At 72.4% G+C, this 12385-nt stretch carries 14 protein-coding genes; 9 read left to right on the plus strand and 5 right to left on the minus strand.

Annotated elements, in window-relative coordinates; translation table 11 throughout:
* The first annotated feature begins 136 nt into the window (after positions 1-136).
* The 3 genes from SMD11_RS14470 to SMD11_RS14485 all read left to right on the plus strand — a co-directional run bounded on the left by SMD11_RS14470 (position 137) and on the right by SMD11_RS14485 (position 3624).
* Positions 137-1408 (plus strand): GNAT family N-acetyltransferase, encoded by a 1272-nt coding sequence (locus SMD11_RS14470; protein ID WP_087926863.1) that lies wholly within the window; start codon positions 137-139, stop codon positions 1406-1408.
* Between the two features lie 222 nt (positions 1409-1630).
* Positions 1631-2224 (plus strand): NADPH-dependent FMN reductase, encoded by a 594-nt coding sequence (locus tag SMD11_RS14475; protein ID WP_087926864.1) that lies wholly within the window; start codon positions 1631-1633, stop codon positions 2222-2224.
* A 1001-nt stretch (positions 2225-3225) separates the two neighbouring features.
* Positions 3226-3624, plus strand: a complete 399-nt coding sequence (locus SMD11_RS14485) for a winged helix-turn-helix transcriptional regulator (RefSeq protein ID WP_087926865.1) — start codon at positions 3226-3228, stop codon at positions 3622-3624.
* A gap of 360 nt (positions 3625-3984) precedes the next feature.
* Here SMD11_RS14485 and SMD11_RS14490 read toward each other — a convergent pair whose 3' ends face one another.
* Entirely contained in the window at positions 3985-4581 is a 597-nt protein-coding gene (locus SMD11_RS14490; RefSeq protein WP_087926866.1) for a TetR/AcrR family transcriptional regulator, read from the minus strand.
* A 218-nt stretch (positions 4582-4799) separates the two neighbouring features.
* Here SMD11_RS14490 and SMD11_RS14495 point away from each other — a divergent pair, with 218 nt between their 5' ends.
* Complete coding sequence (locus SMD11_RS14495; protein ID WP_087926867.1) at positions 4800-5210, plus strand: VOC family protein; 411 nt, start codon at positions 4800-4802, stop codon at positions 5208-5210.
* A gap of 53 nt (positions 5211-5263) precedes the next feature.
* Positions 5264-5674, plus strand: coding sequence for a VOC family protein (locus SMD11_RS14500; protein ID WP_087926868.1), 411 nt, complete (start codon positions 5264-5266; stop codon positions 5672-5674).
* Positions 5675-6139: 465 nt separating this feature from the next.
* On the opposite strand, the gene SMD11_RS14505 is transcribed toward SMD11_RS14500, so the two are convergent.
* From SMD11_RS14505 to SMD11_RS14515, 3 genes are all read right to left on the minus strand, one after another.
* Positions 6140-6904 (minus strand): MerR family transcriptional regulator, encoded by a 765-nt coding sequence (locus SMD11_RS14505; protein ID WP_087926869.1) that lies wholly within the window; start codon positions 6902-6904, stop codon positions 6140-6142.
* A gap of 106 nt (positions 6905-7010) precedes the next feature.
* Positions 7011-7475, minus strand: coding sequence for an SRPBCC family protein (locus SMD11_RS14510; RefSeq protein ID WP_087926870.1), 465 nt, complete (start codon positions 7473-7475; stop codon positions 7011-7013).
* Positions 7463-8359: an RNA polymerase sigma-70 factor gene (locus SMD11_RS14515; protein WP_087926871.1), complete on the minus strand. Its 897-nt coding sequence runs from the start codon at positions 8357-8359 to the stop codon at positions 7463-7465. The genes SMD11_RS14510 and SMD11_RS14515 overlap by 13 nt, the downstream gene beginning before the upstream one ends.
* 273 nt (positions 8360-8632) lie before the next feature.
* Here SMD11_RS14515 and SMD11_RS14520 point away from each other — a divergent pair, with 273 nt between their 5' ends.
* The 3 genes from SMD11_RS14520 to SMD11_RS14530 all read left to right on the plus strand — a co-directional run bounded on the left by SMD11_RS14520 (position 8633) and on the right by SMD11_RS14530 (position 10113).
* The gene (locus tag SMD11_RS14520; protein WP_087926872.1) at positions 8633-9010 is read left to right on the plus strand and encodes a helix-turn-helix domain-containing protein; all 378 of its coding nucleotides are present in this window, start codon (positions 8633-8635) and stop codon (positions 9008-9010) included.
* Positions 9011-9027: 17 nt separating this feature from the next.
* On the plus strand, positions 9028-9636 hold the full coding sequence (locus tag SMD11_RS14525) for a hypothetical protein (RefSeq protein WP_087926873.1): 609 nt from the start codon (positions 9028-9030) through the stop codon (positions 9634-9636).
* 135 nt (positions 9637-9771) lie between these two features.
* Positions 9772-10113, plus strand: a complete 342-nt coding sequence (locus SMD11_RS14530) for a DUF2516 family protein (protein WP_087930503.1) — start codon at positions 9772-9774, stop codon at positions 10111-10113.
* Positions 10114-10276: 163 nt separating this feature from the next.
* On the opposite strand, the gene SMD11_RS14535 is transcribed toward SMD11_RS14530, so the two are convergent.
* Positions 10277-11608, minus strand: coding sequence for a PP2C family protein-serine/threonine phosphatase (locus SMD11_RS14535; RefSeq protein ID WP_087926874.1), 1332 nt, complete (start codon positions 11606-11608; stop codon positions 10277-10279).
* A gap of 167 nt (positions 11609-11775) precedes the next feature.
* Between SMD11_RS14535 and SMD11_RS14540 the strand changes: the two genes are divergently transcribed.
* Positions 11776-12300 (plus strand): O-acetyl-ADP-ribose deacetylase, encoded by a 525-nt coding sequence (locus SMD11_RS14540; RefSeq protein ID WP_087926875.1) that lies wholly within the window; start codon positions 11776-11778, stop codon positions 12298-12300.
* Positions 12301-12385 lie beyond the last annotated feature (85 nt).

Below are 12385 nucleotides of genomic sequence, written 5' to 3' on the forward strand. Positions count from 1 at the left end.
CTGCGGCCCCGTCACCCTCCGTCCGGGCCTCCTCCGCGCCCCTCCGGCCGCGCCCCCTCCGGCCGGGCCCCCTCCGCCCTTTCGGCCGCCCGAATATCCGGTGGGATCTCCGCACGCCGCCCCCTAGCGTGATCGCATGAGCCCCGAAGTCCGCACGATCACCGAACTCGACCTTCCCGACTGGATCCGTGCCCTGCACACCGGCTTCCTCCGCTCCCCCGCGGTGAGCAAGGAGGAGGTCGAGTCCCGCCGCACCCTGATGACGGCCTCCGGAGACGCCCGGGGCGCCTTCGACGCGGAACGGACCCAGGGCGCGTTCGACGCCGGGCGCTGCGTGGCCACGTTCCGCAGCTTCGCCCAGCGGCTCACGCTCCCCGGGGGCGCCGACGTCGCCGTGAACGCGCTCAGCAACGTCACCGTCTCGCCGACGCACCGCAGGCGCGGGCTGCTCAGCCGCATGCTGGACAGCGACGCGCGGGCCGCCAAGGAGCGCGGCGACGTGGCGTCGACGCTCATAGCCGCCGAGTACCCCATCTACGGGCGCTACGGCTTCGGGCCGGCCACCTGGACCACCGAGTGGGAGGTGGACGTCGCCCGCGCCGGACTCGACCCGCGCTACGCCGGCCCCTCGGACGGCGGGCGGGTGGATCTCACCGACCCCGCCGGGGTCCGCGAGCACGGCCCCGGACTGCACGAGCGGCTGCGGGCGGCCCGGCACGGGCTGATCGACCGCCCGGAGCGCTGGTGGCTGCGGAACACGGGTGCCCTGGCGGTGGACGACCGGCCGTGGGCCGAGCCGTTCTACGCGCTGTACCGGTCGCCGGGAGGCGTCGTCGAGGGCCTGCTCTCCTACACGTCCGACGACTGCTGGGAGGCCAAGGTCCCGCAGCACACCGTCCAGGTCCTGGACCTCCTCGCGGTCTCCCCGGAGGCCGAACGGGCCCTGTGGCACTACCTGCTGTCGACGGACCTGGTGGCCCGGGTCCGCACGGGGTACCGCGCCCCCGACGACGTCCTGCCGCTGCTGCTGCCCGATCCGCGCGCGGCCCGGACGGTCACCCACGCCGACTACCTGTGGGTGCGCCCGCTGGACGTGCCCGCGCTGCTGACGGGGCGTACGTACACGACGTCCGGTTCGCTGGTCCTCGACGTCACCGACCGCGCCGGACTCGCGAACGGGCGGTTCCTGCTGGAGGCCGGGCCGGAGGGCGCCACGTGCGTGCCTACGGCGCGCGGCGCGGAACTCGCCCTGGACGTGGCCGAGCTGGGCACGCTGGCCCTCGGCGACGAGGCGCCCTCGCGGCTGGCCGTGCTGGGGCGGGTGTCCGAGGAGCGGGCCGGTGCCCTCGCGGTCGCGGACGGACTACTGCGGACGGCGCGCCGGCCGTGGTGCCCGGACGTCTTCTGACACTGAATCACACATTCCGTTTTCTGGGTCGGGGAAGGCGCCGGCCCGGCCCGGCTTGATCCAGCCGGTAATTACCGGACTTTGCCGGGCAATTACGACCGATTAATTGTCTCGTCTTGACCTCGACCGGACTTGAGGTCGCACGATTCCATCAACGGTTCAACAGCCCGCCGACGAGGCGGAGCGCGGACCCGACCGCCGGAACTCCGAGAGAGGGACACCATGTCCGAGAACACGTACCGCCTCGCCGTCATCATCGGATCCACCCGCGACGGTCGCTTCGCCCCCACGGTGAAGAAGTGGCTCGACAAGCAGCTCGACCTGCGCGAGGACGTCGAGGTCGACGTGATCGACCTGGCCGACCACCCGCTGCCGATGGCCCTCAGCAACGAGCCCGACCCGGAGACCGCCGCCCTGCTCGCCGAGGTCAGCCCGCGACTGGAGGCGGCCGACGCCTACATCGTCGTGACGCCGGAGTACAACCACAGCTACCCGGCCACCATCAAGAACCTCATCGACTGGCACTACACCCAGTGGCGCGCCAAGCCGGTCGCCTTCATCTCCTACGGCGGCCTCGCCAGCGGCCTCCGCGCGGTCGAGCACCTGCGCCCGGTCTTCGCCGAGCTCCACGCGGTCACGATCCGCGACGCCGTCAGCTTCCACCTGCCCTGGGGCAAGTTCGACGACGAGGGCACCATCCTGGACGAGGAAGGCGCGACGGCCGCGGCGGGCGCGGCGAAGGTCATGCTCGACCAGCTGGCGTGGTGGGCGCTGTCCCTGCGGGAGGCGCGGGAGGCGCGTCCGTACGGTGCGTGAGCCTTTGAGGGCCTGAAGGTTCAGGGCCTGAAGGTTCAAGTGCTGAAGGTTCAAGTGCTGAAGGTTCAGGGCCTGAAAGGCTCAGGGGCTGAACGGCTCGGGGACTGAACGGCTCGGGGACTGAACGGCTCAGGGACTGGGCCTTCGGAATGCTGAGCCTTCGGGGTGCCGCACCTTCAGGGCCCGCACCCTCGGGCTCCCGGGAGCCCGAGCCCTCCGGGCCTCCCGGCCCGTGAACATCCCTGTCCACCCATGAACTTCCTGCCACCGGCCACACCCCCGCTCGGGCCGGTGGCAGGAACATGTCCGTAGGGCGGTGCGACGGGTTGGCCGCTGCGCGGGGCCCTTTCCCCAGCCCCGCCTCTTCCCGAAACCGGGGGAAAGTCCCCGGACCCCCGGACCCCCGGCGGCGTGGCGGCGTGGCGGCGTGGCGGCGTGGCGGCGTGGCGGCGTGGCGGCGTGGCGGCGTGGCGGCGTGGCGGCGTGGCGGCGTGGCGGCGTGGCGGCGTGGCGGCGTGGCGGCGTCAAACTCCCGGCTACAGCCGGAAGATGCCCGAGCCGGGCTGGATCCTTCGCCTGCCCGAGCCGGGATTCCCGCTCCGTCCGATGCGCGGCTCCGCCGTGTGGCAGGCAAGCCCCGGGCCTCCGGACACGCTGATGCCCAGCGGCCTCAAGCTCGCCCGACCACCGCTGGGAGGCGCCCTCAGCCGGGCCGGATACCGCCCCCGGCCGAGGCCGACCTTCTCCGCCATGAGGGCGGCAATCCCTTGGCTCAGGGGCGGCGATCCCGCCCGGTTCCGGGCGACAACTCAGCCCGTCTGGGGGCACCTCCCAGCGGTAGCTGGGGGAGTTTGAGGACCGGGGTCCGGGGCGGAGCCCCGGTTCGGGAAGGGGCGGGGTGGGGAACAAGCCCGCCGCAGGCGCACCCCCGCGCCACCAAGCCGCTCCCACGCCCACCCCCTACCCTGACCCCGGACACACCGGACCACCCAGGGGACACCATGAAGCACTACACATGCGGCCTCGACGCCGCCATAGACGTCATAGACGGCAAGTGGAAAGTCCTCATCCTCTGGGCCCTCGGCGAAGCCCCCCGCCGTTTCGGCGAGACCCGCCGCCTCCTCCCCGGTGTCAGTGAGAAGGTCCTGGCCCAGCAGCTCCGCGAGCTGGAAGCGGACGGCATCGTCCACCGCGAGGTCTACGACGTGGTCCCGCCGAAGGTCGAGTACTCCCTGACCGGCCGCGGCCACGAACTCAACGCGGCGCTCGCCCCACTGGGCGCATGGGGCAAGGAACGCATCGCCACGCTCGAGGCGGAGAACGCGGAGAAGACGAAGAACGCGGAGAACCCGCAGAGCGAGGCCACCGAGGCCCAAGAAGCGCCCGCACCCGCCGCATAGAGGCACCGGGCCACGCCCGACCCTCGCCCCACCCGATGCAACGGCGCCCACTCAAGGCGCACACCCCGAGCGGCAGCGCACCACCCCTCGCGGGCTCCGCCCCACCCGGCATGCGCGCCGAAGTCCGCGCGCCACACGGGGATTTCGCCCTCCCGGTGGGCGCGCGTACCCCACGTTCCCACCCGGAGTCACGGTTCACCGGGAACACGGCCGCGCGCCGCGTCACGGCGGTGCGGCCGGCGGGGACGGCACCACGTGCAGGCCCGCCGAACCCGGGTCCGGCCGCACCCTCCCCCGGACCGCTTGTATGACCCTGCGATGAATGATGACCAGCCGATCATCGCGCCATCGCGCCCCGGATCACGCCTCCGTGGCGTCGGGGAGCGCGGGGTTGGGGGTGAGGACACGCCGCAGGACGTCCTCGACCTCGGCCCGGCCGGGCGGCAGGGACGCGGCAAGGCCGGACATGGTCAGCCCGTTCATGGCGGCCGTGGCGGCCCGCGCCGTCGGCCGGTCGACATACGGCAGGAGCGCGTTCATGGTCGCCTCGGTGTACAGGTCGGCGATGGGGCGCAGCGCGGGCCGGCGCAGGGCGGCGAGGTAGAGCTCCATCTGGACGACCTCCCGGTCGCGGTGGGGCCCGTAGCAGCCCATGAGCGCGTCCGTGAGGAGGACGACGAGCTGGTTCGTGGTGAGCTCCGGGCGCTGGGCCACCCACTCCTCCAGCATCGCGGCGTAGCGCTCGTACGCGCGCCGTAGGGCCGCGAGGATCAGGTCGTCCTTGGTGGCGAAGTGGTACGTGGTGGCCCCCAGCGGCACACCGGCCTCGTCGGCGACCGCGCGGTGGGTGAGCCCTTCGATGCCCCGTCCGGCGATGACACGCTCCGTGGCGGCGGTGATCTCCGCGATACGGCGTTCGGGGTCGCGGCGGCGCCGGGCGGGCGGGTCGGCGGTCACGGTCGGGGCTCCTGATCATCCGGGGAAAGAGGGGAAAGTACAGACGTACTGTACTGCGCCCCCGACCAGCACATTCGGCACGACGACGCCCATACGAGGCCCCGCGCCCCCACCCAACCCCTCCAAACTGCACCCTATGTCCGTATTGCACACACCCTGGGGGCGCGCTACGGTACGTATGTACTACTCATTAGGCCCCATCCACCGGAGTGAGCTACATGCCCGCAGGCACCACCACCCCCACCGGAACCGTCTCCTCTTACGCCTTCTGGGGGCACGACGGCCGCACGCTCGCCGATTTCTACGCGGCCGCCCTCGGCTGGCAGGTGGCCCAGGAGTTCCCGGACGAGAACGGCGTCCCCACCGCCTTCCTCGTCACCGACGGCAGCACGGTCTACGTCTTCTACACCGCCAAGGGATTCCGGGCCCCGAACTGGCCCGCGGAGGACCTGCCCTTCCACCTGGACCTGAAGTTCGACGACGTCCCGGCCGCCGAGCGACGCCTGCTCGAACTGGGCGCCACCAAGCCCGGCCACCAGCCGGGCGGCGACCACTGGACGGTCCTGCTGGACCCGTCCGGCCAGCCGTTCTGCGTCAGCGCCGCCTCCGCCCCCGACGCGGCCGCCTGAGCCCGCACGCCGGCACCGCACTCTCCCCCCACGGCCCCGTAAGGACCAGCGCCATGCCCTTCGCCCCCTGCATCAGCGTCAAGGACACCACCGCCAGCATCACCTTCTACAAGCAGCTCGGCTTCGACGTGGACTCCAGCACCGCCCGCCCCGGTGACGACATCCACATGCTCGTCCACCAGGGCGAGTTCTGCGCGATGCTCTACAGCAACGCCGATCTCAAGAACTGGCTGCCCGTCCTCGCCGACACCCCCGTCGGCTTCGCCGGCATGTTCTACCTCGGCGTGGATGACCTGGACGGCTTCCGCGAACTCGTCAGCCGGCACGCCGAGATCGTCAAGGACGTCACGACCGACGGGACGGGACAGCGGATGTTCTACTTCCGCGACATCGACGGGTATGTCATCGGCGTGAACGACAAGGCCGCGTTCCAGTCGAGCGAGCTCGGCGAGATGTACGCGTGACGCGAGCGGGGCCGGGGGACTTCCCCCACCCCGCCCCTTCCCCCAACCAGGGCTCCGCCCCGGACCCCGGTCCTCGGCCCCGTCCCCAGGAGTGCAAGGAAAGCGACCTCGCCCCAGGGGAGCAGCCTCTGGCGCATGGGAGAGCCGACCTCGGGCAGGAGGCAAATCCAGCCCGTCCGGCGTTTGAGGACACCGCGCGTCAGCGCGGAACGGGGGCCCGGGGGCGAGCCCCTGGTTTCGGGAAGGGGCGGGGCTGGGGAAAAGCCCCGCGCAGCGGCGGCCCCACGCCCAGCCATACCCCCGCGTGGCTGGGAGCGCCGACCGCCCCGACGACCCCCGATGGACCTAGGCGGACCTAGGCGGACTCCGACGGAACGGACGTACCGGCCCGCGCCAGGCACCCCTCCCGAGGCCCAAGGCCCAACCCCCGCACCCCGCACCCCGGACGCCGCAGGGCTCACCCCCTCAACCCAGCCGCCCCTCCGCGTAAACCACCATCGCGTCCCGCAGATACCCCGCCAGCCCCTCCGCGATCTTGTCGTAGTTCGCCCGCATCCGGGGATCGTCGACGTACGTCTGTCCCAGCCCCTTGTACGCGACCGCGTTCGGGGTCCAGAACCGGCAGACGCCCTGGTAGTGGACGTCCACCTCGGCCTGTACCTCCGGGTCGGTGACCGGCGTGCCGGCCGCCATGTACTCCGCGAAGCGGATCATCTGGGCCGTCACCTCCCGCTGCCACCGCTCCATGTCCTCGGCGGTCATCGCGTCGACGGCCCGCCGGGACTCCTCCCACGCCTCCGGCCACCGCTCGCGCACCTCCGCGTCGTCGGTGGCGGCTGACTCGAACCCCTCGAAGAGGTTCTCCGGCCTGTTGATCTTCGTCATGGCGTCGTCGTCCTCGCCTTCCTCCAGTTCGGCGATGGTGCGGCCGACCGTGCGGGCCAGCGTCTCCAGCCGGTCCCGCTCCGTCAGCAGCCGCCGGTGGTGCTCGCGGAGCACGGCCACCCGGTCGACCTGACTGTCCAGGACCGCCTGGATCTCGCGCAGTCCCAGGTCCAGCTCCCGCATCAGCAGGATCTGCTGCAACCGCAGCAGATCAGCCTCCTCGTAGTAGCGGTGCCCGTTGCTCCCGATCCACGCCGGCGGCAGCAGGCCGATCTCGTCGTAGTGCCGCAGCGTCCGGGACGTCACCCCGGACATCCGGGCCACGTCCGCGATCGACCAGGCCATCGTGCCGCTCCCCTCGCCGGGCCGGTCTTTCCGGCCACACGGAAGACCGTAGGAGTTGACGCTGCGGCAACCGCAAGCCCGGACCGTGGACCGGAGCCGCCGGCCGTCAGGCCCGCTTCCGGCCCGGGTGCCGGGACAGCGCGCTGTCGGCGGCGTCGAGGATGTTACGGAAGGTGCCGGTGATGATCGGCTTCGCGACGCGCCGGGTGAGGAACGGGCCGAGCAGCGGGACGGGTATCTCGGCGCGGGTGGTCCACACGACCCGGGTGCCGCCGTCGACCTCGGAGAACGTCATACGGCCGAGCTCGTGCCGGGCCGGCGGCAGGCTGCGCTCGACGACGTACTCGGTGGAGTACGGCGGCTCGTAACCGGTGATGCGCTCCCGGAACCAGCCGATCGTCCAGAGGTGGACGCGCACCGCGCCGACACCGTAGGGCGCGGTCTCGCCGCGCCGGGTCAGGCGGCAGCGCAGCACCATGGGCGAGCGCGTGTAGTTGGTGGTCGTGGTGAGCCAGTCGAAGACCTCGTCGATCGGGGCGTGGACGACTCGTTCCACGGTCATGGTTTCCACGGCGGGCTTCCTCCTCTGTCGAGTGGGCGCACCGCGTCGGCGCGGTGCAGCTTGTCCGGGTTGCGCATGCCGTAGAGGCCGGTGACGCGTCCGTCGTCGATCTCGAACGCGAGCAGCCAGCCGGGTCCCCCGTCGGCGGGGAACCGGACCGCGGGCATGCCGTTGCAGGTGAGGTGCTCGAACCGGTCCGTCGAGGTGCCGGCGCGGGTCACGCCGAGGACGAACCGGGCCACGTCGTCGCGGCCGCTGACGGGGCGGCGGACGGTGGAGACCTTCCCGCCGCCGTCGGCGAACACCACGACGTCGGGCGCCAGCAGGTCCATCAGCGCCTGGACCTCGCCGGTCGCCGCCGCGCGCAGGAACCGCCGGACGACCTCCCGGCCGGCGGCCGAATCGGGCTCGAAGCGGCGGCGCCGCGCGTGGACGTGCCGCCGCGCCCGGTGGGCGATCTGCCGGACGGTGGGCTCGGCCTTGCCGACCGAGGCGGCGATCTCGCCGTGGGTGTAGCCGAACACGTCATGCAGCACGAACACCGCGCGCTCGGTCGGGTTCAGCGTCTCCAGGACGAGCATCATCGCCATCGACACCGACTCCGCCAGGACGGCGTCCTCGCCGACCCCGGGCGCGGTGCGGATCGGCTCGGGCAGCCACGTACCGACGTACTCCTCGCGCCGGGCCTTGACCGCGCGCAGGTGGTTGAGGGCCTGCCGGGTCACCACCCGGACCAGATAGGCGCGCGGGTGCTCGACCTCGGCCGGATCGACCGCGCTCCACCGCAGATAGCTCTCCTGGAGCACGTCCTCGGCGTCGGAAGCGCTGCCCAGCATCTCGTAGGCGATGGTGAACAGCAGCGGACGGTGCTCGGTGAACGCGTCCTCGCCCATATCCGGATCCCACCCCTTCCTCTCCCCGGCGCGTCGGCCGGTGCGCGGTCGTCGCACCCCGGCTCCTCTCCCCGGACGCACATCGAGACACCTCGGACCGGAGAACCGTGACACCCATCCGTTGTGATTCACTTCACAAGGAGGCCGCCGAGCGCACCCTGTGGGCGTCTTCGATGCTCAGGGACCACCTGTAGCGCTCGGCCACACGCCCTTCCGGGAACTTTTGCAAGCAGGCGCTTGCAAAAGTTAGCAACGTGGGGCAGCATCGTCCGCATGGCATCACTCAACGTCGGCAATCTCGGTGAGTACCTGCGGGAGCAGCGGCGCAACGCCCAGCTCACCCTGCGGCAGCTCGCCGACGCCGCCGGAGTGTCCAACCCGTATCTCAGCCAGATCGAGCGCGGCCTGCGCAAGCCGAGCGCCGAGATCCTCCAGCAGATCGCCAAGGCGCTGCGGATCTCCGCCGAGACCTTGTACGTGCAGGCCGGGATCCTCGACGAGCGGGACCGGGACGAGGCGGAGGTCCGCAGCGTGATCCTCGCCGACCCCTCGATCAATGAGCAGCAGAAGCAGGCGCTGCTCCAGATCTACGAGTCCTTCCGCAAGGAGAACGGGCTCGCGACGGACGACGACAGCAACCCTCCGAGCTGATCCGGGAGACCATCGCCATGGCCACCACCGAAGACATCCGCAAGGTCGCCACCGACACCGCGTACGCCGCGGCGGGCGCCGCCGACCTGACCGCCGAGAAGATCGGCCAGCTCGTCGCCGAGGCCCCCGAGCGCTTCCAGCAGCTCAAGAACACCGACCCCAAGGCCGTGCAGGAGAAGGTGACCCAGCGGGCCAAGGAGGCCCAGGCCACCGCTTCCGCGAAGTTCGCGGAGATCGTCGGGGCCCTCGACACCGACTTCAAGAAGCTCAGCCAGACCGCGCAGGACCTGGCGCTCCAGGGCGTCGGCCAGGCGGTCGGGGTCGCGGCCAAGGCCGGCGAGACCTACGAGAAGCTGGCCGAGCGCGGCCGCGTCGCCGTGCAGACCTGGCGCGGCGAGGTCGCCGAGGAGGTCACGGACATCGCCGTGGCCATCGAGCCGGACAGCGCCAAGCCCGCCGACGAGCAGGCCGGCACCCGGGCCGACGCCCAGGCCGGCGACGACGCCACCGCGCCGCAGGAAGGCACGGACGAGGCCGCCGACTCCAAGCCCGCCGCGCGGAAGACCACGGCGCGCAAGACCACCGCCAAGAAGGCGGACGCCAAGGCGGGCGACGAGCAGCAGTAAGCACCGGCGGGCGCGTCGCCGGACCGGGAACATCCGGGCACATATCCCGTGCCCGGATCGTTCTCCCGGTACGGTGGCGTCGGACCGCCGCCAGGCGCCCCGACAGAGGACCGGCAAGAGCAAGAGGTGAGCGACGTGCTGGTAGAAGGCTTCAACGAGGTCATGTCCTGGGTGTCCGTCGGCCTGCTCGCCTTCGCCCTGTGCGCGTTCGTCAACGCCGCGGTCCACCGCGAGGACGCCTACCGCGCGGCGGACAAGCAGTCCAAGGCCTTCTGGCTGATCATCCTGGGCGTGGCGGCCGCGGTGAACCTCTTCATGGGCGTCTTCGGCTTCCTGCCGATCCTCGGACTGATCGCCACGATCGTCTACGTGGTGGACGTCCGCCCCGCCCTCAAGCACGCCTCGGGCGGGCGCGGGCCGCGACGCGGCGGCTCCAGCTCGGACGGGCCGTACGGCCCGTACAACGGCCGGCGGTAGGCGGCAGGGGCCGGCGGCAGGCTTTCCCCCGCCCCTTCCCGGTACCGGGTGACGATTCAGCCCGTCCGGCGTTTGAGGACACCGCGCGTCAGCGCGGAAAGGGGTCTGGGGCGAAGCCCCCAGTTACGGGAAGGGGCGGGTAGGGGAAAAAGCCCCCGCCCCCTCAGACCTGGAGATCCGACAGCGCCGACGTCGACGCCGACGCCTGCGCCGGAATCACCCGCAGCCCACCACCCTCGACCCGCCCGTCCCGGCCGGCACCCCGGTCGCCCCGATCCAGCAGCAGCACCGCCAGATCGTCCGTCAGCTCCCCGCCGTTGAGCTCCTGGACCCGCGCCACCGCGGCCTCCAGCAGCGCCTCGCCCCGGAGCCCGTCCTTCACCTGACGGGTGATCAATTCGACCATGCCGTCCTGGCCGAGGCGCTCGGAACCGGCCCCGATCTTCCCCTCGATCAGGCCGTCCGTGTACATCATCAGACTCCAGTGGCCGCCGAGTTCGACCTGGGTGCGCGGCCAGCGGGCGCGCCGGAGCAGGCCGAGCGCCGGGCCGCCGTCGTCCTGCGGCAGCAGCCGGGGCGCCTGCCCGGGAACGGCGAACAGCGGGGCGGGGTGCCCGGCCAGGCTCAGCCCGGCCCGCCGCCCGTCCGGCGAGATGTCGACGGCGCAGAGCGTCGCGAAGGTCTCCTCGTCCGCCCGCTCGTGCTCCAGGACCTGCTGCAAGGTGGCGAGCAGCTCGTCGCCGCAGAGCCCGGCGAAGGTCAACGCCCGCCACGCTATGCGCAGTTCGACGCCGAGCGCGGCCTCGTCCGGGCCGTGCCCGCTGACGTCACCGATCATCGCGTGCACGGTGCCGTCGGGCGTCCGCACGGCGTCGTAGAAGTCGCCGCCGAGCAGGGCGCGGCTGCGGCCCGGCCGGTAACGGGCGGCGAAGCGCAGGCCGGAGCCCGCCAGCAGCGGGGTCGGCAGCAGGCCGCGCTCCAGCCGGGCGTTCTCCTGGGCGCGCAGCCGGGATTCGGTGAGCTGCCGCTGGGTGAGGTCGGCGCGCTTGCGCGCGATGGCGTAGCGGATGGCGCGGCCGAGCACCCGGCCGTCGAGCTCCTCGCGGAAGAGGTAGTCCTGCGCCCCGGCGCGCACGGCCTCCGCGGCGCGTTCGGCGTCGGCCTCCGCCGTCAGGGCGAGTACGGCGTGGCGCGGGGCCAGCCGCAGCACCTCGTGCAGGGCGGCCAGCTCGTCCGTGCCGTCGGCGGGCGGCGTGGTGAGGTCGAGGAGGACGCAGTCGACGTCGTCGGTGAGCAGCCGCTCCGCCTCGGTGAGGTTGCGGGCCGTGCGGACGCGGAAGGGCTTGGCCACGGGACCGCCCACGGCCCCGGACATGCCGGTGATCTCCGGGACCGACAGCGGTCCGGCGGGATCACTCTCGATCACCAGGAGGGTCAGCCCGGCGTCGGGCGGCGTCGCGGAGGGCTCCGCGGGCCTCGGCGCGGGTACGGGCATGGTGGTGGTTTCCTTCCGTTCCCCCCGGGAGTGCGGACCCGCCGACCGGCGGGTACCGAACGCGACCATAGCGTCAGGCACGGTCGAACGGAATGGAACGAAGCCACTCGCCGCTGTCATATGCCCTAGCCGGAAATGCATTTGGCGCGGTCGGAGAGAATCACTCGATGACATACATCACGCTCGTCCGGGGCGACATCACAGAGCAGGCCGTCGACGCCGTCGTGAACGCGGCGAACAGCTCCCTGCTGGGCGGGGGCGGCGTGGACGGGGCCGTCCACCGGCGCGGCGGGCCCGAGATCCTGGCCGCCTGCCGTGACCTGCGGGCGGGCCACTACGGGCGCGGTCTGGCGGCCGGCCGGGCCGTCGCCACGACCGCGGGCCGGCTGCCCGCCCGCTGGGTGATCCACACGGTGGGCCCGGTCTTCTCGCCCGACGAGGACCGCTCCGCGACCCTCGCGTCCTGCTACCGGGAGTCGCTGCGGGTGGCGGACGAGCTGGGCGCCCGTACGGTCGCGTTCCCGGCGATCTCCACAGGTGTCTACCGCTGGCCGATGGCGGACGCGGCGCGGATCGCGGTCCGGGCGGTCACGGAGGCGGCGGAGGAGACGGGCTCGGGCGTCACGGAGGCGCGCTTCGTCCTCTTCGACGCGGCGGCCTTCGAAGCCTTCGAGGCGGCGCTGGCGGGCTGATCTCGGCCCGGCCGGCATTCGAGGCCACCGCGCGGAGCGGAAAGGGTGCCCGGGGGCGAAGCCCCCGGGCAGGGGAAACGGCCCC

This window comes from Streptomyces albireticuli, from assembly GCF_002192455.1.
GTDB classification, from domain to species: Bacteria; Actinomycetota; Actinomycetes; order Streptomycetales; family Streptomycetaceae; genus Streptomyces; species Streptomyces albireticuli_B.

Coding starts and splice junctions, on each gene's coding strand:
- SMD11_RS14505 (WP_087926869.1), bottom strand. CDS start 6,904: ATGGCCTGGTCGATCGCGGACGTGGCCCGGATGTCCGGGGTGACGTCC.
- SMD11_RS14520 (WP_087926872.1), top strand. CDS start 8,633: ATGGCATCACTCAACGTCGGCAATCTCGGTGAGTACCTGCGGGAGCAG.
- SMD11_RS14525 (WP_087926873.1), top strand. CDS start 9,028: ATGGCCACCACCGAAGACATCCGCAAGGTCGCCACCGACACCGCGTAC.
- SMD11_RS14470 (WP_087926863.1), top strand. CDS start 137: ATGAGCCCCGAAGTCCGCACGATCACCGAACTCGACCTTCCCGACTGG.
- SMD11_RS14500 (WP_087926868.1), top strand. CDS start 5,264: ATGCCCTTCGCCCCCTGCATCAGCGTCAAGGACACCACCGCCAGCATC.
- SMD11_RS14535 (WP_087926874.1), bottom strand. CDS start 11,608: ATGCCCGTACCCGCGCCGAGGCCCGCGGAGCCCTCCGCGACGCCGCCC.
- SMD11_RS14495 (WP_087926867.1), top strand. CDS start 4,800: ATGCCCGCAGGCACCACCACCCCCACCGGAACCGTCTCCTCTTACGCC.
- SMD11_RS14475 (WP_087926864.1), top strand. CDS start 1,631: ATGTCCGAGAACACGTACCGCCTCGCCGTCATCATCGGATCCACCCGC.
- SMD11_RS14540 (WP_087926875.1), top strand. CDS start 11,776: ATGACATACATCACGCTCGTCCGGGGCGACATCACAGAGCAGGCCGTC.
- SMD11_RS14515 (WP_087926871.1), bottom strand. CDS start 8,359: ATGGGCGAGGACGCGTTCACCGAGCACCGTCCGCTGCTGTTCACCATC.
- SMD11_RS14485 (WP_087926865.1), top strand. CDS start 3,226: ATGAAGCACTACACATGCGGCCTCGACGCCGCCATAGACGTCATAGAC.